The sequence below is a fragment of the Streptomyces sp. NPDC002643 genome (assembly GCF_053592555.1).
Genome location: NZ_JBSFVY010000038.1, coordinates 22727 through 43511, shown reverse-complemented (window position 1 = coordinate 43511; position 20785 = coordinate 22727). Strand labels below are relative to the sequence as shown.

27 protein-coding genes are annotated in these 20785 nt (G+C 71.2%); 2 read left to right on the top strand and 25 right to left on the bottom strand.

The window, feature by feature from the left end:
* Positions 1-147: 147 nt before the first annotated feature.
* The 4 genes from ACWD4G_RS38345 to ACWD4G_RS38330 form a co-directional block, all read right to left on the bottom strand.
* Complete coding sequence (locus ACWD4G_RS38345; protein WP_451301997.1) at positions 148-1059, bottom strand: hypothetical protein; 912 nt, start codon at positions 1057-1059, stop codon at positions 148-150.
* Between the two features lie 29 nt (positions 1060-1088).
* Complete coding sequence (locus tag ACWD4G_RS38340) at positions 1089-1775, bottom strand: DUF317 domain-containing protein (protein WP_451301996.1); 687 nt, start codon at positions 1773-1775, stop codon at positions 1089-1091.
* 75 nt (positions 1776-1850) lie between these two features.
* Positions 1851-2132: a hypothetical protein gene (locus ACWD4G_RS38335; RefSeq protein WP_451302080.1), complete on the bottom strand. Its 282-nt coding sequence runs from the start codon at positions 2130-2132 to the stop codon at positions 1851-1853.
* Positions 2133-2237: 105 nt separating this feature from the next.
* Positions 2238-2609, bottom strand: a complete 372-nt coding sequence (locus ACWD4G_RS38330; RefSeq protein ID WP_451301994.1) for a DUF317 domain-containing protein — start codon at positions 2607-2609, stop codon at positions 2238-2240.
* A 637-nt stretch (positions 2610-3246) separates the two neighbouring features.
* On the opposite strand from ACWD4G_RS38330, the gene ACWD4G_RS38325 reads away from it, so the two are divergent.
* Both ACWD4G_RS38325 and ACWD4G_RS38320 read left to right on the top strand, forming a co-directional pair.
* Positions 3247-3585 (top strand): hypothetical protein, encoded by a 339-nt coding sequence (locus ACWD4G_RS38325; RefSeq protein WP_451301992.1) that lies wholly within the window; start codon positions 3247-3249, stop codon positions 3583-3585.
* Positions 3586-3639: 54 nt separating this feature from the next.
* Positions 3640-5001 (top strand): hypothetical protein, encoded by a 1362-nt coding sequence (locus ACWD4G_RS38320; RefSeq protein ID WP_451301990.1) that lies wholly within the window; start codon positions 3640-3642, stop codon positions 4999-5001.
* Positions 5002-5382: 381 nt separating this feature from the next.
* On the opposite strand, the gene ACWD4G_RS38315 is transcribed toward ACWD4G_RS38320, so the two are convergent.
* From ACWD4G_RS38315 to ACWD4G_RS38215, 21 genes are all read right to left on the bottom strand, one after another.
* On the bottom strand, positions 5383-6399 hold the full coding sequence (locus tag ACWD4G_RS38315; RefSeq protein ID WP_451301988.1) for a SpaA isopeptide-forming pilin-related protein: 1017 nt from the start codon (positions 6397-6399) through the stop codon (positions 5383-5385).
* Positions 6342-7217 carry a DUF317 domain-containing protein gene (locus tag ACWD4G_RS38310; protein ID WP_451301986.1) on the bottom strand — a complete coding sequence of 292 codons (876 nt, stop codon included), beginning with the start codon at positions 7215-7217 and terminating at the stop codon, positions 6342-6344. The genes ACWD4G_RS38315 and ACWD4G_RS38310 overlap by 58 nt, the downstream gene beginning before the upstream one ends.
* A 67-nt stretch (positions 7218-7284) precedes the next feature.
* Positions 7285-7773, bottom strand: coding sequence for a hypothetical protein (locus tag ACWD4G_RS38305; RefSeq protein WP_451301985.1), 489 nt, complete (start codon positions 7771-7773; stop codon positions 7285-7287).
* A 29-nt stretch (positions 7774-7802) separates the two neighbouring features.
* Positions 7803-8663, bottom strand: a complete 861-nt coding sequence (locus tag ACWD4G_RS38300; protein ID WP_451301983.1) for a DUF317 domain-containing protein — start codon at positions 8661-8663, stop codon at positions 7803-7805.
* Between the two features lie 43 nt (positions 8664-8706).
* Positions 8707-9342: an HAD family hydrolase gene (locus ACWD4G_RS38295; protein ID WP_451301981.1), complete on the bottom strand. Its 636-nt coding sequence runs from the start codon at positions 9340-9342 to the stop codon at positions 8707-8709.
* On the bottom strand, positions 9339-10424 hold the full coding sequence (locus ACWD4G_RS38290; protein WP_451302078.1) for an MFS transporter: 1086 nt from the start codon (positions 10422-10424) through the stop codon (positions 9339-9341). Before ACWD4G_RS38290 ends, ACWD4G_RS38295 begins: the two co-directional genes overlap by 4 nt.
* Before the next feature lie 74 nt (positions 10425-10498).
* Complete coding sequence (locus ACWD4G_RS38285) at positions 10499-11719, bottom strand: ATP-grasp domain-containing protein (protein ID WP_451302076.1); 1221 nt, start codon at positions 11717-11719, stop codon at positions 10499-10501.
* A 96-nt stretch (positions 11720-11815) separates the two neighbouring features.
* Complete coding sequence (locus ACWD4G_RS38280) at positions 11816-12154, bottom strand: hypothetical protein (RefSeq protein ID WP_451301979.1); 339 nt, start codon at positions 12152-12154, stop codon at positions 11816-11818.
* 51 nt (positions 12155-12205) lie between these two features.
* A complete protein-coding gene (locus tag ACWD4G_RS38275) occupies positions 12206-13438 on the bottom strand; it encodes an MFS transporter (RefSeq protein ID WP_451301977.1) in 1233 nt (410 codons plus the stop codon).
* Positions 13435-13950, bottom strand: a complete 516-nt coding sequence (locus ACWD4G_RS38270; RefSeq protein WP_451301975.1) for a hypothetical protein — start codon at positions 13948-13950, stop codon at positions 13435-13437. Before ACWD4G_RS38270 ends, ACWD4G_RS38275 begins: the two co-directional genes overlap by 4 nt.
* Entirely contained in the window at positions 13947-14834 is an 888-nt protein-coding gene (locus ACWD4G_RS38265) for a winged helix-turn-helix transcriptional regulator (protein ID WP_451301973.1), read from the bottom strand. Before ACWD4G_RS38265 ends, ACWD4G_RS38270 begins: the two co-directional genes overlap by 4 nt.
* Positions 14735-15286: a hypothetical protein gene (locus tag ACWD4G_RS38260; RefSeq protein ID WP_451301971.1), complete on the bottom strand. Its 552-nt coding sequence runs from the start codon at positions 15284-15286 to the stop codon at positions 14735-14737. The genes ACWD4G_RS38265 and ACWD4G_RS38260 overlap by 100 nt, the downstream gene beginning before the upstream one ends.
* A gap of 11 nt (positions 15287-15297) precedes the next feature.
* Positions 15298-15732 carry a hypothetical protein gene (locus ACWD4G_RS38255; protein WP_451301969.1) on the bottom strand — a complete coding sequence of 145 codons (435 nt, stop codon included), beginning with the start codon at positions 15730-15732 and terminating at the stop codon, positions 15298-15300.
* Positions 15729-16184, bottom strand: coding sequence for a hypothetical protein (locus ACWD4G_RS38250; protein WP_451301967.1), 456 nt, complete (start codon positions 16182-16184; stop codon positions 15729-15731). Before ACWD4G_RS38250 ends, ACWD4G_RS38255 begins: the two co-directional genes overlap by 4 nt.
* 120 nt (positions 16185-16304) lie before the next feature.
* The gene (locus ACWD4G_RS38245; RefSeq protein WP_451301965.1) at positions 16305-16649 is read right to left on the bottom strand and encodes an SH3 domain-containing protein; all 345 of its coding nucleotides are present in this window, start codon (positions 16647-16649) and stop codon (positions 16305-16307) included.
* 201 nt (positions 16650-16850) lie between these two features.
* On the bottom strand, positions 16851-17570 hold the full coding sequence (locus ACWD4G_RS38240) for a hypothetical protein (protein ID WP_451301963.1): 720 nt from the start codon (positions 17568-17570) through the stop codon (positions 16851-16853).
* A 56-nt stretch (positions 17571-17626) separates the two neighbouring features.
* A complete protein-coding gene (locus ACWD4G_RS38235) occupies positions 17627-18316 on the bottom strand; it encodes a hypothetical protein (RefSeq protein WP_451301961.1) in 690 nt (229 codons plus the stop codon).
* Entirely contained in the window at positions 18313-18786 is a 474-nt protein-coding gene (locus ACWD4G_RS38230; protein ID WP_451301959.1) for an N-acetyltransferase family protein, read from the bottom strand. Before ACWD4G_RS38230 ends, ACWD4G_RS38235 begins: the two co-directional genes overlap by 4 nt.
* Before the next feature lie 29 nt (positions 18787-18815).
* Complete coding sequence (locus ACWD4G_RS38225; RefSeq protein WP_451301957.1) at positions 18816-19583, bottom strand: DUF3631 domain-containing protein; 768 nt, start codon at positions 19581-19583, stop codon at positions 18816-18818.
* Complete coding sequence (locus tag ACWD4G_RS38220; protein ID WP_451301955.1) at positions 19580-20065, bottom strand: hypothetical protein; 486 nt, start codon at positions 20063-20065, stop codon at positions 19580-19582. Before ACWD4G_RS38220 ends, ACWD4G_RS38225 begins: the two co-directional genes overlap by 4 nt.
* The gene (locus tag ACWD4G_RS38215; protein ID WP_451301953.1) at positions 20062-20730 is read right to left on the bottom strand and encodes a DUF4913 domain-containing protein; all 669 of its coding nucleotides are present in this window, start codon (positions 20728-20730) and stop codon (positions 20062-20064) included. Before ACWD4G_RS38215 ends, ACWD4G_RS38220 begins: the two co-directional genes overlap by 4 nt.
* Positions 20731-20785: the final 55 nt, after the last annotated feature.

Genomic DNA, 20785 nt, shown 5'->3' with positions numbered 1-20785 from the left:
GCACCTGCCGTGCGGAAAGGCACACCACCCCCGACGCAACGGAAACGGGCCCGCTCTCTCACCATGACAACGGTGAGAGAGCGGGCCCGAAGCAGTGGGAAACTCAGCGGACGGCGTGGCACGGTCGAAGCAGGCCCGTGCACGAGGTCATGACAGCGCGGGCATACCCGCCTCCGGCACGCCAGGCCGTTCGATGGCGAGCAGCCGGTCGTGGTGGAGGCCCAGCTCCACGATCTCGTCGTCAGCGGGCACGTAGGCGAGGATCGTGAGCCGTCGGCCCCGGGCGGGGTGGGTCACGGTCAGGACGTGGTGCCGGTCCAGGCAACCGGACACGGTATACGCGTCACTGGAGTTGAGGTCCGCGGCACGTCCCTGAACGGTCTTCAGTTCCCGGCGCTGGGTCCACCAGCGGGCCCTCGCCCGCATCCGGGCAAGCGCCGTCGCCCGTCGGTCGCGCTCGGTCTTCCAGGCGCGACAGCAGGGAGTGCACTCCACGGTGGCGTCGGGGTTCGGGGCGGAGAGCAGCAGGCCGCACAGGGCGCTGCCGGTGGCGGCGTTGCGGCGGTGTCCGGTGACGAGGTTGCCCCGGCCGCTGGGCGCCCACAGCACGTCGTCCTCTCGCGGGCACACCTCGTCGGCGGGCACGCTCACCTCGCCCGCAAGGCGATCAAAGCGGGTCAGCGCGGCAACCAGCGCGGTGCAGTTCGCGCACTTCCGCCGCGCGGACGCCGGGCGGGGATCGAGCGGCTTGCCGCAATAGCCCATCAGATGGCCCGGGATCGGCCGGTGCGCGGTGGCCCCTTTACCCGTCCCGACAGCGGGCCGGAGATCCGGTTCGCCACCAGGGTGCGGCGGCGTAGTCAGGATCAGGAAGGCGCGCGTGCAGCTCTGGCACAGGGAATGCGCCGTGTTCTCTCCGATCGGCGCGAGGTCCGTCGAATGAGTGGCGCACACCGTCAACGGCTCGGTGCCGAGCATCACGCCGTGGTGCGCGGTCCCGGTGGTGGGCGAGATGGACAGCCAGATCAAGGGCAGGGGCAAGCAGACCTCCAAGGCCAAGGTCGAGATGGTGAGGGTGTGCCGTGCCGTCAGTCGCGGCGTACGACGGTGAGCCGTTCCTGCGCGCCGTCGGGCAGGGTGCGCCGGGCAACGGGGACCGGGGAGGCAAGCGAGGCGGCGAAGGCCGCGACCAGGTCGTGGGGGACGCTGGCGCTGAAGCTGGCGCACCACAGGTACGGCGCTCCCAGCACGGGTTCCGCCCATGCCTGCCATCCCAGAAGGTCGTCCCTGGGGTCGGCGTCCTGGATGAGCGGCGGCAGCGTCTCCAGCGAGATGCTGGCGGAGAAGCCGGGGTCGGTGGCGGTCGTACGCGGGCAGTCCAGGTCGCGCAGCCAGCCGCGCGCGCTGAGCGCGGTGAGCACCGTCTCCGCGTCCTCGAACCCGGCATCGGGCGCTTCGCGGGCGTCGAGCGCGAGCAGGAGTTCGGCGAGCGCCTCGTGTGGGACGCCCGCGGTGAAGTACGCGTTCCACTCGGTCATGGCCGAGGCGGTGTGCGGGCGGGCCGACAGCTGCCAGGCCACGGGGAGCCCGCCCAGCTCGAACGGGTAGGCGGCGAGGATCCATTCCGCGCCGCGCAGACCGTCGGGGCTCACGTAGAGCAGGGTGTTGCGGGAGGTCGGCCACATGCGCCAGCCGAGCCCGCTGAGGGTGTCGCCGATCCGCTCGGCGAGGGCGTCGTCATCGCCGGCCAGATGGCGCGGGGTGACCCAGTACACCGGCTCCGGCGAACGGGGGTCGGAGGGATCGATGGGGTTGTACGGGTGCAGGGGCGCCTCCGTGGGTTCGATGGATCACTGTCCGGTGTGCGGCCCGGTCGCGCCGCGCCGACGACGCGAGGGTCCCTCAGCCGGGGGCTGCCAGACCAGAGCGACCGCCACCGCAGGCGGCAGGGGGCCGAACTGCACCGCCTCCTTGGACTCGGCGATGTAGACCACCGGTCGGCCCTGCTCGTCCACCGCCGACTCCACACCGCCCAGGAGGTGGGCCATAGGGAAGAAGGGATTGACGGCGAGGCGGACGGGCGTGTCCCGGTCGTACGCGGACAGCAGGTCGAGCAGGTCACCGACGGTCATCTCGCGCTGGTGCGATTCCAAGGTGTTCTCCAAGCAGTAGCAGGCGAGGCCGCAAGAGCGGAAGCAGGGTACGCGGGGCGTACAAAAGGGGAAGGGACGCGTCAGTCACAGAGGGCGGGAGGTGGCCAGGATCTGGGCCACGACAGCGGCAATGATCTCCGCCGGGGTCTGCGTCCCGAAGGACATCCGGTAGCCCGGGACGCTCGCGGTGCCGGTAACGGCGATCACCCAGCCCTCATCCGTTACCCAATCCCCGTCCACGCCGCCGGGCCGGCCGTTGGGGAAGTAGCCGAGGTAGAACCGGCCGTCGCGCGAGCCGATATGGACATCGGCCCGGTCGTCCACAATGTGGGTGAAGTCGGCCTCCGCGAACTGGTCGATCACCTGCATCGGCTGGCCGGCACCGAGCTTCCAGGAATGGAGCCGCAAGGCCGCGACCGTCGTGGAAAATCCTGGTTTCGCCGCATCCAATGCCACAGCATCACCTCTCTGACCTGGGGTTTTAAGGAGGGTCGTTTAGGTTGACATGGTGTCGCGACGTTCACCAGTCCTTGCCGGATCTTTCCCGTCTGCCACAGGCGAACTGCCGTCCGCTGACATCGAACCCAGTCCACCGGAAGTCCTTGACCTGCGGCGACTAACTTGGTCGTCGAGACAGCAGAATGGTGTCCGCTCTGTGGCCGGCGCGCTGACCTGGGGCGACTGGATTGGATGGCAAGGATCACCGTGAGGCTGGGTTCAATGACGGCGGACAACTGCCGTCAGCGGGCCTTCCGCGCGATCTCCGCTATCGCTGCTGCACAGCCTCAGCGTTCTTTGCACTCGCCTACGCATCGGTGAAACGCACAGGCCAGGGCAGCATCAGCTCGGACACCTCGACGTCGCATGGCAGCAGGGGCACGCTGGAGCGCCAACAAATCAGCTCCCGGGGGTGTCGATGGAATGGGTCTCATTAGCAAGCACTATCGTCGGGGGAGGAATTGCAACAGCATCGGCCGGAATCCTGGATCATCGCCGATAGAGACGAGAACTAGGCGATCAGTACACCGAAAGCCGACGTTCGCTCTACGTCTCCTACCTCTCTGCTCTCGCCTCGGCTCGACACGCTTGCCGCATGGCCGTTCGCGAGCCCGAGCTCGAACCGGAGGAGCGCAGGCGTGCGGTGTGGGAACCATTCGAAGCCTGCACAAGCCTGCGATACGAGCTGTCGATCTGCGCGCCGCTCTACGTGGTCGTGGAGTCTGACGATTCGTTCCGACGGCTACGTGACCTGCGTGACGTGGTTGCTGCCGGTTTGAGCAGGGACAGCGACGAGTACGTTGCTGGGCGGCATCGATACGACCGGGCGTACCAGGCCCTTCGGGATGCCATGCGCAAAGACCTCGGCGCCAATGCCTGGCTTCGCCTCAGAGGAACCAGTGGGGCCACGCTCTCTCACGGCAGTTCGCTGTAGCGAGCGTGGGAAAAGCTGTCTCGTTATGGGATTTGATCGGACGACACTGTGCGGGTGAAGCTGTTCGATCTAGGCTTTGAGCCCGAAGAAGTGATCTCGCATCCCCGGCACCAGGCCGCACAGGTGGACCTGGTGCCGTTGATCGAGCGCGTACGGTCCTGCCGCAGCCCGCAGGACGGCTACGAACTACAACACGACCTGCTTCGGCAGATCCTCGCAGTGGAGGAACGCCGCAACGCCTTCAGCCAGGCGGTCAAGCGCATGCGCGCCGGCAAGGCGCCCCAAGCCGGTGTACCCGAACCGCAGTCGGGGCTGGACCGGTGCGACATCGAGACGTGGATCCTTGAGCGCGAGCTGTGCGAGCGCGTGGCGCGGCAGTTCCGCTCGATCGGCGACGCGCTGGCCTGGCGGGCCTTCAACCACAACCGCAGATACGTCCTGGCCCTGTGCCGAAACGCACCGCCCGGAATCATGGCGGGCAAAGCCGGCCTGGAGACAGAACTGGAGACCGTGAAGAGGCACTGGTACGACGGCCAGTTCGCACTCATGCACGACCTGACCAACTGCCTCCGGATCGGCGACATCACCGTATGGCAGGACGACGGACCGCACACCTACGAGATCAAGACCAACGACAGGTACCGCAGTCGCACCCAGGAGCAGCGGATCGAGGCCGCGTACGAGGCCGTCCGCACCGGATCCGCGTTGCCTGGGGACAACCCCGACGAGTGGCTCCACAACATCGACACCCCGCTGCAGACGCACATGGAGCTGCTGCAGACCGCGACCCAACGTGCCGCCACGGACGGGGTCTTCGCTGCCAACGTGCCCGGCAGCCGTGCCCTGATCGCCGTCGACCTGCACGGCGTGACCAGCCAGGAGTGGACGCGGGAGGAGTTCAGGCAACGGGTGGCCCGCCAATGGAACGCTGCCCGGCGCCGCGCACGCATCGGGGACCAGCCCGACCTGAACATGCACGCCACGAGTCTGGACACCGTCTCGCGCGACCCGCTGCGTGTTCCATGGGGCGTCTACCCCATCCACCCCGTTGCCGCAGCGCGTCTGATCGGCGACGTCATGACCCTCACGGTGGAGACCTCCGGCCCGTCCCTAGCCGCAGACCTGACCGCCCGGGGGATCTCGGCGCAATGGGTGCGCCCACCGGGAACCGGCGAACTGATGGTCGGTGATGTCCTCATGGAGATCCACCGCCAGACCGAATGGCGAGCCCCCAACGGACTCACCGCCCAGATTTCCCGGACGCTGCAGCTGAAGCGCTCGGAGATGGACCGCTACTTGATCGAACTGATGGACCAGGACTGCTGGGCAGCAGGGATCCAGCACCTGTTGCTGTCCCCGGACACCTCCGAACGGCCGTGGCCGGTCTTCCGGGACGAAGGCCACACCTGGTTGTGACGACGCACCGCGTGGCCTGCTGGAGCTTAGAGATATTCCCGGTTCAGCTCCCCGGGCCCAGGGAGACCGCGCGGCACCATGCTGGTGGGCCGAGGGAACTGCTTCCGACCAAGACAACGAGTGGCACGCACTGAAGAAGCTGGCGCAGATGCTGAACCAGTCGCAGCGATGAATGCGCCAGCTGAACACGATGTCTGCTGCCTCTGATGTCCATCCGCCCTTTCGCGTGCTCAATCACAGCGGTGATTGAGCGTCGCACCTGGCACCTGGCACCTGGACGAGCGAGCTGAGCACCTTGTCCGTCCGTCGGCGGGGCAGACGAAAACCCCCGAAATCCGTATGGGGAATTCGGGGGCTGGTGAGAAGATCCGCCGGGCTTGATCAGTCCTGGGCGCTACCGCTCTCATCTTCGGTACGGCGGCGCCGCGCCGCAACGACAGTTCCACTGCCTACGGCGAGGAGAGCACCGGCGCCGCCGAGCAGCCACGGGGTGGCATCGGCTCCGGTGTGAGCGAGGGAGCCGACCGCGGCCTTCGAGGTGGCGCCGCCGGACGCGTCGGCCGTCGGCGAAGAGTCGGTGCCCGTCGTCGGGGAATCCGCCGCGATGGCCGCCGTGTCGCCGCTCGCCGTGTCGCCCGGCGCGGTCGCCGTGTTGGTCGGCTTCTCGGAGGACGTGGGGGCGGGGGTCGTGCCGCTGGTCTTCGTGGCATTGGTGATGGTCACGGTCACCGGGTCGCCCGGCTTGGCCTTGAACTTCTTCGCGGACGTGTAGACCGCGTAGCCGGTGGGCGCCTTCACCTGCTTGACCCAGAAGGTGCTGCCGGTGCGGGAGGTGATGGGCAGTGTGCCGCTGGCCGTTCCGTCGGAGCCGGTCGTCAGCGTCAGGATGGTCGTGTCGCCGCTGCCGATGTTGACCGTGGATCCGGCCAGCAGCTTGCCGGTTTTGTCGTCCTTGGCCTTCAGTAGAAGTGAGGCGGACTTGAACGGGTCGATGATCGTCAGCGGGGTGTCGGCACCGGGAGTGACGACAACGTCCTGGTCGTCCACGAGGTCGTGCAGCGGGCTGCCGGAAGCCGTCTGCTTGAGCCGGTAGATGCCCGGCGCGAGGTCGGGGAAGGTCAACTTCCCCTGTGTGTCGGTCTTGCCTCGTCCGGCTTCCTGGCCGGCGGAGTCGAGCAGCAGGAACGCGGCGTCGGGGAGCACATCCCCGGCCGTGTCCTTCACTGTGATCTCGACGCCGCCCGCGTCTGGGGCCGGTGTTTCTGCAGGAGCGGCGGAGGCCGAGGAGGCCGGATCGGACGGCTGCGCCGTCGCGGCTGGCGCCCAGCTGAGGGTGCCGGTCACCGCGGCGGCGACGGCAGCGGTTCGGACGGCGCGGCGGACGAAACGAGGATGCACGAGAAGAGGGGCTCCTTGATCAGGGGGCGGGGAGGGTCATCGGGTCCGGCCGGCGGCAGGGGCGGGAGGCGGCGGGGCCGCAAGCGTGTTACCGGGCGCCTGGCTGTCGTGGTGGTGGTGACGTAGAGCGCGCTGCGGGTGTGGACGGGGATGTCCTGGACGGTGCGGTGCAGCGGCTCGGTGGAGATCATCGAGGCGGTGAGGGCTGCGACAAGCGTGGTGGGTGTCCCGAAGGAGAAGCGTGCCGTCCAGTGGGGCTCGCTGGGGAATCCGCCCCAGGCCCGCCAGGCCGGTCTGCCGGCGCCGTTGGCGTACTGGTGGCGTACGCCGCCGAGCCCTTCCGGGGTGAGGAAAGTCTGTGTGCCGTCGATCTTGACGTCGTGGCTCCAGCCGCTGGCGAGCAGCGGTGCGTATGCCTCGTGCGGCGCCACCTCGTCCTGGAACAAGGGGTCTTGGTCGCTGTGCCGGTCTTCGAGGTAGAGGTCGAGCAGTTCGGTGTGGACGTCGTGGAGCAGTTCGACGGGGGTGGCGGCGTCAAAGGTGATCCACCAGGCCGGCGGGGTGAACGGGGCCTGGTGTGCGGTGATGGTCCACGTGCCCTTGCCGGGCTTGTCGGGCTGGGGGTCGTAGGTGGTCTGCAGTCGCAGGCAGGGGCTGAAGGCGGCGGCCGTGCCTTCGTCGGTCTGGGCGAACAGCCAGCCCTCGTCGAAGGGGAAGGCCCATGCCGTGCGGGGGTCAAGGGCGCCGGGTCCGGCGAGGTGGCGGGGAAGCACCTGCACGGTCTGGGCCGGGTCGAGGTTCTCCAAGGGGTGGGCCATCACGGGCAGGGCTCCTGCGGGAAAGTACGGAACGCCGAGCACCGTGGCCGGTGGGTGGGGGCGCGGCTCAGCGGGCGCGGGCGCTGGCACGGGTGACGGGCACGGCGGAAGAGGGGCGCGGGGGCTGGCCCGCGGTGCGGCTGGGCGCGGATGCGGTCCAGGCACCGGGGAACCAGACGGCGCTGTACTGCTCGATGGCATCGCGCAGCCCGGTGGTGACGGCGCCGTCCCACGGTGGCCTGCCGGGACGGTGGTACTTGCTGAACGTGCCGTACCCGCTGGTGTTGGGGCTGGTGTTGTGGGCTTCGTCGCGGCGGTGGAAGGTGCCGTGGTCCACGAAGCCGAGGGTCACAACGTCGATCTCGCCGCGGTCCGGGTGGACGACCGCCAGGCGCAGCCCGCCGTAGGTGTCGGCGTGGATGGTGCGGCTGAAGTCGATCCGCAGCCGCAGGGGCGTGCCCGGAACCGGGGCAGCGTAGTAGGTGTTGCCCACGACGGTGTGGTCGTGGAAGGGGAGGCACAGTTCGGCGAAGAACTCGGGTGCCTGCAGGGACAAGGAGTCTCCGGTCGGGATCGGGGCCGGTGTTAGCGGCGGGGGCCGGGCAGGGCCGGTCGGCTGGTGGTGCTCCAGCGCGGGACGCTGGCCGTGGGCAGCGCGGCCGGGCGGCGGGAGGCGAGGCGCTGCACGTCGAGCGGGGTCGGACCCGGCGGGCGCGGCGGGAGGATGGGGGTGAGCTGGGCCAGGTCCTTGAAGTAGCTGTAGGTGTCCTCCCGCCAGCGCGGCAGCGGTGCGGGATCGCAGACGGACTCGGTGACGGCCTTGAGCAGGGTGACGGGGGTGTCGGTGCTGAAGGTGGCGTACCAGAAGGGGCGGTTGAGGGAGGTGCCGGCCCACAGCTGCCAGCGGGCGTCGCGGGTGGTCAGCTCGGTTCCCGCATCGAGATCGCCGGTGGTGTACTCCAGGGCGGCGAGCCCGTCGGGTGACTGGACGGCGAAGACACCCTGCCGGGGGCGGTCGAACAGCCAGCCGCGGTGGACGAGCGGATCGATGGCGAGGAACGGGTCATGGTCCTTGCTCCCGGAGACCGGCCGGGCGAGGTAGCGGTCCGGGCCCTGCTCGTACGCGGCGGCGAGCGCGGTGGTGAAGGCGGTCACGAACTCCGTGGGCACGGAGTCGTTGAAGCAGACGCCCCACACGGGCGGGCCGAAGGGGTCCTTGTAGGCGTTGATGCGCCACAGGCCGTCGTCCTCACCTTCGGGAAGATAGCCCAGTCGCACCCTGCGGTCCGGGGCGTTCAGGTAGGCGTTGCCGAGGTCGTCGTGGTGCAGTTCCCAGCCGAGGTTGCGCAGCGGGTCGAGACCGGGATCACCGACAGCGGTGGTACGGGCGAGATGGCGTGGGGAGACGTAGACGTCTCCGTCGATGGTGTCGTCGTGAAGTGGCACAGGATCCTGGGAAAGGGAGGGATGCGGGTCAGGGGACGTGGGATCAGACGGCGAGGGCGAAGGCCGTTCGCAGGTCGGTAGGGCGGCCGGTGTAGTGCAGCGTGCGCAGCCCCAGGCGGCGGGCGGCGCGGCAGTTGTCGGCCCGGTCGTCCACGAACAGGACGCGTCCCGGGTCCGCGATGCCGGTGGCGGCCAGGGCGTGTCCGTACGCGGCCGGATCGGGCTTGCACAGGCCCAGGCGGGCGGAGTACAGGGCGTCGTCCATCAGGTGGCGCCGCCAGTCGGTGGCGTCCAGGACGTTGCTGAGGTGGGCCGGGGCGTTGGAGAGCAGCACCATGGGCAGCCCTGCGGTCCGGGCGCGGTACAGGAGGTCGAGGACGTGGGGGTCGGTGCGGGTCCACATGGCGGTGTCGGCCGTGCGCAGTTCGCGCAGCAGTCGCGGGCCGGGGTGGTAGCCGAGCACCTTGGCCCAGTACGCGAGGTCGCTGAGTTGTCCGGCGTCGTAGGGTTCGCGGGCGTTCCAGAAGGCGTCCTGGAGGGAGGCGAGGTCGGTGTCGGGCCAGCCGGCCAGCCGGGCGAGGTGCTGCCACTGGGCGAGGGTGGGCTGGACGCCGATCACACCGTTGTAGTCGAGGATCACGGCGTCCACGCCGGTCGGGGAGGTGGAGGTGCGGGTCAAGGGGCGTGTTTCTCCAGGGCTTTGGGGGCGAGGACAGCGACGGCCGCGGCGAGGAGGGCGGGCAGCAGCAGCGCGTGCGGCAGGGCGGTGAGGGTGGCGAGGGCGCCGATGAGGGCGGGGCCGGCGAGCAGGCCGACATAGCCGGTGACCGCGACGGTGGCGACCGCGCGCGGGCCTCCGGCGCCGGCGGCGGTGATCAGGCTGGGGATGGTGACGGACAGGCCCAGGCCGAAGGCCGCCCAGCCGAGCAGGGCGAAGGTGATGGTGGAACCGGCAAGGCCGGCAGCAAGGCCGAGCGCGGCCACGGTGGCGCCGGTGCGCACGACGGCGGAAGCCCCGAAGCGGGCGGTGAGGCGGTCTCCGATGAGACGGCCTGCGGCCATGGCGCCGCTGTAGGCGGCGTAAGCTGCCGCGCTGGTCGCGGCGGTCGCGCCGAGGTCGTGCAGGTGGACGGAGGCCCAGTCGGCGGCGGCACCTTCACCAAGCAGGGTGGCCGCCGCGAGCGCGCCCAGCAGCCACAACCGGGACCGCAACAGATCCTCACGCCGGTCCGAGACCGGTGCCGCGCGGTGGTGGACGGGCTCGAGTTCCGGGCTGGCGAGCGAGCGGGTGAGCCGGGCCGTTACCCCTGCCGCCGCGGCGGCGCCGGCCCCGACGGCGGCGAACAGGACGGTGTGCGAGGTGTGGGCGCTGGCCGCGGCCAGCGCGGCGCCGGCGAGTGCTCCGAGGCTGTACGCCGCGTGCAGCCCGGCCATGACCGGACGTCCGTGAGCGTCTTGGCAGCGGACCGCGCCGGCATTGGCGGCGACGTCGAGGACGCCGTGCGCGGCGCCGAAGACGAACGCCGCCGTCAGGAGGCTTTCCAGGCTGCGGCAGGCGCCCAGGACGGCGAGGCAGGCGGCGAGCGCGATGGCGCCGCCGGTCAGCAGCGTGGGGAGGCGTGCCGGGTGGGCGAGGCGTCCGCCCGCCTTCAGTCCGGCGACCATGCCGAGGGCGGCGGCCAGCAGGACCAGGGCGAGCCCGGCGGTGCTCACCTCGGCGCTGGTCTGGACGGCGGGCATGCGTGCGCCCCAGACGGCCATCACCACGCCCAGGCCGGCGAAGTACCCGGTCAGCAGCCGGCGGCTGCGCGCCAGTTCGGGCGCCACGGTCTCTTTCACGCCGCGGGCTCCCCGGTGGCCGGGGCGGTCTGCGCGTCCGGCATCACTCGGACGTCAAGGTGGCGATACGCCTCCTGGGCGCGGGCCTGGGCGATGGTGGCGGTCGGCCCGGTGGTGATCAGGTAGCCGATGCGGGCGGTGAACAGGTCGCCGCCGTCCTGCGGGAGCACGAGCTGGTCGCCGGCCTGTCGTTGGAAGCGCACGCGCTCCACGCCCGCGACGGGTTCCCTCATGCGGCAGGTGGTGAGGGTGCCGGAGTAGGCGGGGTAGAGGAAGCGGATCGCCGCGGCCTGGTGGCGGGTGGGGGTGAGGTCAGGGGTGCGTCCGCAGGCGATGTCGGCGGCCACACGGGCGAGGTCGACGCCGGTGGCCAGGTGGACGAGGTGGCTGATCATGTCGCCGGCGATCCGAGCGTTGACCTCGATGAGCCGGGGGCGGCCGTCGACCAGCCGGAGTTCGACGTGGCTGACGCCGTCGGTGACGCCGAGGGCGTCGAGCGCGGCGACGGCGGCCGGGGCCACGACGGCACGGAGCGGGTCGCCGGCGTCGACCACGTGCGCCAGTTCCTCGAAGTGGGGCGCGCAGCCGACGGTCTTGCGGGTGACGGCGACGACGGTGCTCTGCCCCTGATGGGTGACGCACTCGACGCTCAGCTCCGGGCCGTCGAGGTACTCCTCGACCAGCACCTGGGTGCTCTCCACACCGTGGCCGGCGGTCTGGGCGGCGACGGCGTACGCGGCCGGCAACTGGTCGGCGGTGTCGACGCGGACGACGCCCATGCTCGCGGCGTGCGCGGCGGGCTTGAGGACGACGGGGAAGCCGATACGCAGGGCCGCAGCCTGTGCCTCGTGCTCGGTGCGCACGCCCGCCGAGGTGGCGGAGGGCACCCCGTGGCGGGCGAACAGGCTGCGGCTGGTGTGCTTGTTGCGGCAGCCCTGAAGTGCCTCGGGGGCCGTGGTGGGCAGGCCCAGCTGGCGGGCGAGCCGGGCGACGGGGACGAGGTGCCACTCGGTCCACGTCATCACCCCGGCCAGTGTGTGCCGCTCGGCGAGCGCGCGCCCGGCCTCGTTCAGCGCGGTCTGGTCGGCAAGATCGGCGACCTCGTGGTCGAGGAGGAACTCCTTCTCCCAGGTCGGTGCGGCGCCGGAGACAAGGACGATGTCGTAGTGGGCGGCGACGCTCTCAAGGCAGGTGCCGCGATACGCCTGGGCTTCCATGTCGGCGGCGGCCACGACCAGGACGACGGGGCGAGAAGACAAGCAAGGGCTCCAAACAGTGCGGTGGGGACGGCGAGTTGAGGCACGGCGTGTGGGTCAGGGGGTGCGGCGTCGGCGCAGCTCGAAGGCGGACGCCCACTGGGGGTGGTCCTCGATCAACTTGCGGGCGTACAGGGCGGTGAGGAAGTTGTTGAGTCCGCGCACGCCCACCGGCAGCTGCCAGCGCAGGTCCTCGAACAGCGCCTTCAGCCCGACCCGGGTGGCGCCGGCGGCGATCCCGTCGGCCGTCAGGCGCTCCAGCACGCGGTAGACGTAGGGGTGCTCGGCGTCGAAGGCCAGGAAGCGGTCGGTCAGCGTCGGGCGCGCACCCGCCCGCAACGACGGCCGGTCCACCGGCCGGGCGTAGGGGGTGGCAAGGGTGCGGGACGTGGGCATGGCGGCGGTCTCCGAGGGGTGATTTGGATGTGACCGGGCGGGTCAGACGCATCAGGTGCGCAGGGCGGGGGCGGTGCGCAGCCGGGCGAATGCAGCGGTAAGACCCAGGGCCTGCAGTGCGGCGCACAGGGTGATCAGGTGGCCGAGCTGGGCGGGCGGCACGGTGGCGACCAGAACACCGGCAAGGGGGAAGGGCACAAGGAGCAGCAGGATGGTCAGCGACAGGGCGGCGCCGAACACGTCGGCGGGGATGAGGCGGGAGCGCACGGTGCGCAGCACGACCGTCATGCCGCCCTCGCCGGCCATGAGGACGGCGATCAGGGCGAGATAGGCGTGGTAGGTGCCGGCGAAGGAGACGGCCAGGCACGCCGCGGCGGCGATTGTGGCGGACACGGCGCCGACCGGCCACAGGCCGAAGCGGTCAATGGCGCGGCGGCAGACGACGACCGCGATGAGGGTGGCGACAGCGGCGGCCGACCAGATCAGCCCCACATCGGCCGTGGAGCGTCCGAGCTGTTGGACGATGATCACCGGAGTGGCGGCCTGCAGCAGACCGACGGCCAAGTTGGACACGGTCAGCCCGGCCACCAGCCAGCCAAGGGCCGGCAGCGCCCGCAGGACCGACCATCCGGTGCGCAGCCCCTGGACGACAGGCAGCGGCGCGGCGGGCTTGGCCCGGTGGCTCTCGCGAGGTGCCAGCACGCTGGTGAGCAGCGAGAAAACGGCGATCACGCCCAGCAGCGCGGCGGCGTCGGCCCATTCCAACAGCAGCCCGGCCAGTGCCGGGCCCAACAGGGTGGCAACCTGGTCGATGCCCAGCAGCGCCGACTGCACGCGGTGCGCGCGGGCGCCGGCTGCACGGCCGGCTGCCCCGCCCGCAGTCTCGGCCGCGATGTAGGAGCATTCGCTGAGGATTCCGGTCAGCGCGGCGAGCAGCATGACAGTGACCGTCGCGCCGTAACCCGCGGCATGCGTCGGCAGGATGACCGCGGCGGCCAGGACGACCAAGGCCCGGCCGGCGGAGGCGGTACGGAGCACAGCGGTCGCGCCGTGGCGGTCGACCAGCGCCCCGGCGAAGGCGAACGCGCCCAGGCGCGGCACCCATTCCAGTACGAACGCGAGACCAGTCAGGGCAGCGGAGCGGGTGGTGGCCAGCACCAGCAACGGGATGCCGTAGGTGGCCATGGCGAACGCGGCGGCATCCGTGCTGCGCGGCAGGTAGATGCCGCGCAGCAGCGTGGGAACCGGCCGACGGGCATGCCGGGGTCCGACACAGGACCTCACGCAGCGCGCCCCGATTCCTGCGCCGAGTTCAGGGAGCGGGCGGTGTCCTGGCGCAGGACGCGCGGGTGCGCCGTGAGCCAGGCGGACAGTGCCGCCCACGGGGCCTCCGGGTCCAATGCCGCGCCGGTGCGCTCCGGGCTGTCGTCCTGAGTCTGGAAGGCGTACTGGATACGCGTGACGAAGTCACTGGCCGGGCCCGGCAGTTGATGGGCGCGGGCCCAGCGGGCGGCGGTGTCGTACACCTCGGCGAGGTCCTGGCCGCTCGCGGTGAGCTGGTAGCGGACCGTGGCGTGTCCGCGGGCGTGGATGAGGCCGAGGGCACGTGCGGTGTCGATGGCGTGGCGCAGTTGTCCGGTGGCGAGATCGCCGAGGGCGCCCTGCAGGCTGCCGCGCTTCTGGCTGATGGGGCCGTTGTCGTCGATCTCGGTGACCAGGCGGATCAGGGCCGGCAGGGTCAGGGTCTGGATCGCGCGGCGTTCGCACAGGATGCGGGCGGGCGGGGAGGCGGTCATCGGCGGGGGCCTCCTGCCGGGGTGACGGGGCGGGCGGGTATCTGGTGGGAGAAGAGGTCGCCGGGTTTCCACGCCGGGCCAGCCGGGGGCGTGGTGGCCATGGCCGGGGCGGGAGACGGTGCGGCCGGAACGGCGGGTGTCGGAAGGCGGGCCGGGGTGGTCGCCCACGGGCCGGAGCGGATCCGGGATGGGACACTTTCTCGCCGGCGAAGCGGGTCGGTCTCGGCGGGTGGGCGAGCTGCCCAGGCGGTGATGGCCTTGAAGACGGGGGCGAGTGCCTGGCCGCTGGCGGACAGCTGAAAGTCGCCCCTGCCGACGGCTGTGACGAGGCCGTCGGCGACCAAGCGGTCCAGCGGCTTGTAGACGGTGTTCAGTCCGTAGCCGGGCATGGCCTCGGCGGCCAGGGTCTTGGCGCTCGCACGGCCCCGGGACATGAGGGTCATCAGGATCGGGGTGGCGTGGCGCGGAGAGACCAGGACGATGGTGTCGTCGATGTTCTGGGCCGGGGGGATCCGCTCGGGCTCCAGCGCGCCGGTGGCCTTGCCGGTGACGAGCTGCTTCTCCAGATGGGTGTCGCCCCAGGAAGCGACCTGGGCCAGGACGGGCAGCAGCTCCGTGCCACGGCGGGTCAGGCCGTAGGTGACGTGGCGCGGGGCGTACTCGGTGCGTTCGACGACGCCGGCGCTGGTGAGGTGGCGCAGCCGGGGGTGGAGCTGGCCGTCGGCGAGCCACGGCAGCTTGGGCTTGATCTCGGCGTAGCGCAGCGGCTGGGAGGAGAGGGTCATCAGCACCCACACGCTCCAGCGAGGGGCGAGCAGATCCAACGTCTTGGTGACACTGGCGAGGTCGTTCGGGGGGACGGAGGGCTGAACGGTGGTGGCCAAGGATGGTGCTCCTCAAGCGGTGCGGGGCAGATCAGCGGGTGCGGGACGGGGCGGGCGCCGGGGCGGCAGGTGCGGGTGGCATCGCAGGTTTCGGGGTCCGGGGCCGGTGCGCGGCGCAGTCCTGCCAGGACCGCGCCGGTGTTCTTGGCGCAGGCGTCGCGGGTGGCGACGGCCTCGGCGATGCGGCGGGCGCAGTCGAGGATGTGACCGGCGGCGAAGCGGCCGATCTCCCGGTCGGGGGCGGTGAGTTCGCGCAGCCTCGCCAGCTGGAAGGCGATGGTGCGTTCGGCGAGGACCAGGTCGCTGTGGCCGCCGGTGAGCGCGGCGAGCAGGGTGGCATCGGGAGCGTGGTCGGCGAGGGCTTCGAGTTCGGTGATCGGCTGCCCGAACAGCGCCTCGATGCGCTGGGCGATGATCTCGGAGACCGGGTGAGCCGTGTCAGGCTGGGACAATCGGCGGACTTTCAGAGGCGGCTGGTCCGCACCGCCCCGGCACCGGCGGCGGGCGGGGCAGTGACGGTGATCTTCGGCTGGGCGAACTGCACGGGCCGGCGCGGGCGCTGGCCGGGAGCGGGCATGGTCCGCAGGAGGTCGTCGAGGGCGGCGACGTACCCGTTGCGGCCGGCCAGCGCCGCTTCCAGCCACTGGGCGTCCCAGCGCAGGTCCTCGGCGGACAGCTCGCCCAGGTTGCGATCGGCGGACATCGCGGCGCGGACACGGTCCCGTACGCGGACGACCTGTTCCTCGGCGACGGCGAGGAAGCTGCGCAGTTCCAGCGCGCGCTGCAGTGCGGCATCCGTCTCGAAGCGGGCCGCCTGCGCATACAGGTCGGCGACGGATGCGCCGAATGCCTCCTCAAGCGCGGCGTCGCGGCTGGTGGACTTGTCGATGACGCTCATCGCGTCACCCCTCGCGCGGGGATGCCCCGCGTGCCGGGCGGTGTGGGCGCGGAGGTGGGCAAGGCGGGAGCGCGGCGCGCGGCAGGGGTGGCGCCACGCCAGGCGCCGGGTCCGCGCTTGCCGGGGGCGAGGGGGTCGAGGAGGTAGTCCACGACCATGGCGCGCCCGTCCCGGGCGGCGACCGCGGCGTTGACCCGGTGGGCCAACTCCATGGCGGCGTCGTCGAGTTCGCCCGGCTGGGTGCCGAGCGCCGCGACGAGCGCGTCCTCCGCGGTGTCGAGTGCGTCCTGGGATTCGGCGAGCAGGTCGTACCAGTGCACGACGCTGGTGGCATCGGGGTTGGCCTGGGGTGTCGCCGCGACTGCCCGGCGCAGATCGGCGAGCGGCATCTGAAAGCGGTCTTCGATCCGCTCGGCGACGACGCCCAGCACGTCCTGGCTGAACTCAGGCACGAAAATTGGCTCCTATCATTCGCGTTCTCGGGGGCGGGAAATCGCGCGCCGCGAATTCGGTCCGTACGAAGGTGAATCCTCGAACTCGCATGCCGCGCGGGGGAATTGAGTGTCGGCCTGTTAGTCCAGGCACATGCCGACCGGACGATAGACGTACTTGGCGGAAACCCAGCCCGTGACGCCGGTGGTCTTGTCGGTGATGTAGCGCCACTTGCCGCTGGTCTTGTGCACGGTGAACTTGTGGCCCCGGTACAGAATCCCGAGCACCTTGGAGTTGGCGGATGCCTTGGCACGGATGTTGACGGCCTTGGTCGTGAGCGTCCACGGCCCCGACGCGCTGCAGGTCGGGTCGGTCACGGAGACGGGAGCCAGGGCGGGTGCGGCGCTCGCGGTGGCGGCGGAGGCCAGCGGCAGTGCGAGGGCACCGAGCAGGGCCGCGGAGACGGCTATGCGGGTTGAGCGCATGAGGAATTGAACTCCATATCGATGAGAGGGCATACGGGAGGAATGACCGTGGGCGGATGCCGTGCGGCCGAGAACAAGAGTCCGGAGAATTCCCGGTTTCGGTAACCGGGGATTGCGTGCTACATTCCGCGCCGCCTCCCCGAAGGCCGCCGGATTTTCACCGCGCAGGTATGGCGGGAGCTGGGCCAGCGAGCCCTGAATTCAGCGGCCCGGACGGCGCGGAGCGGGGCGCGCGGGCGGAGCGGGGACGCCTGGGGCAGTGGTGTGGCGTGCTGCCGGGGAGGCGGTCGGCAGCGGGATCGCCTCGCCGCTCCAGTGCGCCTCGCACCAGCGGGTGGCGGCCTCGAAGGTGGCGAAGCCGCCCTCGCGCAGGGTGTGCGTCCACGACTGGGTGTTGACCTCTTCGAGCAGGATCCGGAACGGCAGCGGCGCCTTCTCGTCGAGGGCGCGCAGCAGCACGGTGATCTCCATCGGCTCGGTGTCGTGCGTGTAGCTGGTCAGCAGGGCGAAATGGTCGCCGTCGCGGCGCAGTCGCTGCTCCAGGGCGCGGGTGGCCTGGTCGGCAGGCGTGCTGCCTGTACCGTCGGGGAGGAGGATCTGCTCCTCGGGGCAGCCGCGGGCGATCAGCCAGGACTGGGCCATCACGGGCAGAGCGAAGGCGGCGTGGTCGAACTGGAAGGTCCGCGTGTTGGTGTCGCGCTTCAGGTGGAGGGCGACGAGTTGGGGCTCACCCGGGATGCCCCAGGTGACGGCGCCGTTGTGCAGCACGTAGAAGCTGTTCCGGTCGTCGCTGGTGTGGTGCTCGGCCAGGACGGTGAGCTGGTCCTCCTCGATGCCGATGTGCTGCCAGAACTGGTCGTCGACATGGTCGTTGAGGGCGCTGTAGCCGTCGAGGCGGAAATCCGGTGGGTGGGTGGGCATCGGTGCTTTCGGTTCGGCGGCACCAACAGCGCCGCAGTCGGGGAGGGTTGACCGGTTCAGCGCCGCGGGTGCACGGGAGACGGAGAGGCCGTCGGCCGGGGCGGCGCCGTGGTACCGGGCGGGCCCGCGGGACGCGGGACAGTGAGAGCGGCCCGGCCGACGTCGGTGAGGGTGACGGGCTGGCCGGCGTGCACCGGGTGGGAGGTGTCCCGCTCCACGAGGCCGCTCGCCTCCAGGTGCTGCAACTGGGCGTAGGAGATGCGGGTGCGCGAGGGCGTCGCCACGGCGAGCCGGTGGGTGATCAGGTTCTCGTGCAGCTTGGCGCCCTGGGCGATGGCGAGCAGGGCCGCGACATCCTTTGCCGCCACGTGCTGTGGCGTACGCGGCGGGGCGGCAGCTTCGATCGGCTCAAGCGCGGCGACAACCGTGGCCTGCCGGGCGTCGCGCGCGTCGATGGCGTGCGCGAGCTGGTCGACGGTGCGCTCGATCCGCGCGAACAGGGCCTGTTCGACCGGGAATTCCCCGGAGGCCAGGCGGGCGAGACGGGCGCGGTGGAAGGTGACGTCCCGCTCGGCCCGGACGAGTTCGCGGTGGGCGTCCGCCAAGGCCGCGTGCGGGGTGTCGAGGAGACCGGCGATGCGGTGCCTCCACAGCGCCTCGACGCTGCACCCTGCGACTGTCTCGATCCGGCGGTCGAACACGGTGCGCGGGCGGCGGTCGGGCAAGGACGCGGGAGGTGTGGTCACGTCGGAGCGGTCCGTGTGGGCTCGCGGGTGTGCGGGGCGTAGGCGTCCAGGGCGACGCGGACCTCGACGTAAAGGCCGTCGTGGGTGTGCCGGGTGGGCCCAAGGCGCTCCAGCAGCCGGAGCATCGGCGTGTTGGACGCGTGCGTGAACGCGGTGAGGGTGTGCGCCCCGCGCGTGCGGGCCATCCGGGCCGCGTGCCGGGCCATCGCCGTTCCGATGCCGCGGCGCCGGTGATCGTCGGCGACCTGCAGCCCGAGGTCGAAGACGCCCGGCTGACGGCTGACGGGTCCGACGCAGACGAGGGCCAGGGGCCGCTCGTCCGCGTCGAGTCCGATCCAGCACCGCGCCTGGGCGAGCAGCCGGGCCAGGTCACGGGGCGTGAGGCGCATGCGGCCCCAACGGCGCAGCAGATTCTCCGAGGAGCACTGTGCGTGGAAGGCGGCAACCAGGTCCCCGTCCGCCGCCGTCACCTCGCGGGTGTGCGCGATGGCGGGGTGGGTCAGCAGGAGCAGTCCGGGCGGGCGGCCAGCAGGTCGTCGCGCCGGTAGGCCCGGTAGCGGCTGCCGTCGGCGTTGCGCGGTTTGCGGGCCTGAACGCCGTAGGAGCGCAGGAGCAAGGCGAGACGGACCGGGGTGAGGTCGGCGTAGCGCCAGCGTCCCTCGGCCTCGCCGGGCAGGTCACGCAGGCGCGCGAGGAGCTCTGTGGTGCTGATGTACTGGGCCGCGCCCAGGGCATCGAAGATGTCGAGGCAGGCGTGGACGATCGTCCACGGCCGGCTCGGGCAGGTCAGGAACTCCTCACACGTGTCTTCGTGGCGGTCATCGACATCGTCGTAGCCGTCGAGGCCGTCCAGATCGTCGAGGTCGTCGGGAGCCTCCGGCTCCTCGAAGCCAAAGTCGTCGAAGCCCTCGACGTCAGGATCGAGGTCCGGTTCACCGTCAAGCTCTTCGCCGTCCGCCGGCTCGTACTCGCCCTGTGGTCCGGGCTCGTACGTGGCCGCGCAGCAGCAGGTGGCGGACAGCAGCGCGCTCAACTCGGCTCCGGCCGCCATGCGTTCGACCAGCAGGTCGGTGAGCGCATCGAGCCGCTCGGTCGCGGTGACGTCGGCGGGACGTTCGGTGCCGGCCAGGTCGGCGAGCTGCCGGTCGAGGTCCTGGATCTCGGCGAACACATCGACGATGGCGCGGTGGTGCGGGTTCTCGGTGACCTGGGCCGACGCCAGTACGGCGGCGGCGACCTGGTCGATCAGGCTGGGGAACTGCGTCAACGAACGGGGCCCTTCAGGGTCGGGGACAGTGCGGGGCGGGGAAGGCCGGGCAGCGCGTAGGGCGGCGGTCCGGGCTTGGGAACGGGCGGGCGGACGCCCAGCTGCGGGGAGCGGGTGCGGGCCGCGTGGGTACGCTCGCCCAGGGGTCGCCTCGTGATGCCGAGGCGGGCGCGGGCAGTGTCGTACACGTCGTGCGCCTCCCGCGGACGGACGGCCACGACATGGATCTCGGTGGTGTACGTGGAGGTGGCGGGCGCAGGCCGCTGGGCGTAGACGATGCGCCACGCGTTGCGGTGATCAACGTAGACCTTGCGGCATCCGGCGAGATCACGGGTGAGCTTGGCGCCGAACAGGCGGGCGGTGACGACGTCCTGGAGCTGGGCGAGTGCCAGGTCGCGGATGTCGCCGGGGGCCTGGAGCAGGTCGGTCAGGGCGCGCGGGTCGAAGGAAAGCCCGAAGGCCGGCCGGTCCTGACCGCTCATCCGGCCACCCGGCCGGACTCGCCGTTCCCCGCCAGCCCCTCCGAGTCCTCGGGCTGTTCGGTGGCGGCGGTGGTCCGGCTGGAGGACCGCGGGCCGGGCAGCAGGCGGTGGGCGGGCCGGTCCGGATCGGTCATGCACGCCGACAGCGGCCCGCCGGCCGCCCGGACGGCGGCCATGGCGTGGGTGAGGAAATCGCGGTGCCACACGAACAGGCCGGACAGGCCCGCCTCGGGGTCCTTGTGCTGCTGGTAGGCCAACCACAGGGCGTGGAGCCAGGCGACGACGTCGTCGTGTTCCTGCCACTGCTGGCACCACGGGGCGGCGGTGGTGACCTCCGCCCCGTAGACCCGGACCAAGAAGTCGTCCACCCAGTCGGACAGCGCGTCGAGTTCATCCTCGTACTCCTCGCCCTCCAGCTCCAGGATCGGGCGGGGCTCCGGCAGCGCGGGCTGCGGCGCCAGGCCCGCGAAACCCGGCATGCCGAAGGCGCCGAACGCCGTGTCCGGGGGCAGCGGTGCGGAAGCGAGGCTGTCGAGCTGGCGGGCCTGTTCCGCGGACTGCTCCAGCAGTTTGCGGACGCTCGCCGAAACACTCTCCAGGTCGGAGTCCGGAAGCCGGACCGGTTCCGTCTCCCCGTCCTGTAGGGGGTTTATGGATTCAGGCACGAAAAGGGGCCTCCTTGAGCCGCATCCGTCGGGCATGAATTGCGACTCAAACCAT

What these genes read in the sequence shown, in the direction of transcription:
- ACWD4G_RS38335 (WP_451302080.1), bottom strand. Translation starts at nt 2,132, where the DNA reads ATGACCGTCGGTGACCTGCTCGACCTGCTGTCCGCGTACGACCGGGAC.
- ACWD4G_RS38325 (WP_451301992.1), top strand. Translation starts at nt 3,247, where the DNA reads ATGGCCGTTCGCGAGCCCGAGCTCGAACCGGAGGAGCGCAGGCGTGCG.
- ACWD4G_RS38310 (WP_451301986.1), bottom strand. Translation starts at nt 7,217, where the DNA reads ATGGCCCACCCCTTGGAGAACCTCGACCCGGCCCAGACCGTGCAGGTG.
- ACWD4G_RS38290 (WP_451302078.1), bottom strand. Translation starts at nt 10,424, where the DNA reads ATGGCCGTCTGGGGCGCACGCATGCCCGCCGTCCAGACCAGCGCCGAG.
- ACWD4G_RS38285 (WP_451302076.1), bottom strand. Translation starts at nt 11,719, where the DNA reads ATGGAAGCCCAGGCGTATCGCGGCACCTGCCTTGAGAGCGTCGCCGCC.
- ACWD4G_RS38280 (WP_451301979.1), bottom strand. Translation starts at nt 12,154, where the DNA reads ATGCCCACGTCCCGCACCCTTGCCACCCCCTACGCCCGGCCGGTGGAC.
- ACWD4G_RS38270 (WP_451301975.1), bottom strand. Translation starts at nt 13,950, where the DNA reads ATGACCGCCTCCCCGCCCGCCCGCATCCTGTGCGAACGCCGCGCGATC.
- ACWD4G_RS38255 (WP_451301969.1), bottom strand. Translation starts at nt 15,732, where the DNA reads ATGAGCGTCATCGACAAGTCCACCAGCCGCGACGCCGCGCTTGAGGAG.
- ACWD4G_RS38245 (WP_451301965.1), bottom strand. Translation starts at nt 16,649, where the DNA reads ATGCGCTCAACCCGCATAGCCGTCTCCGCGGCCCTGCTCGGTGCCCTC.
- ACWD4G_RS38240 (WP_451301963.1), bottom strand. Translation starts at nt 17,570, where the DNA reads ATGCCCACCCACCCACCGGATTTCCGCCTCGACGGCTACAGCGCCCTC.
- ACWD4G_RS38220 (WP_451301955.1), bottom strand. Translation starts at nt 20,065, where the DNA reads ATGAGCGGTCAGGACCGGCCGGCCTTCGGGCTTTCCTTCGACCCGCGC.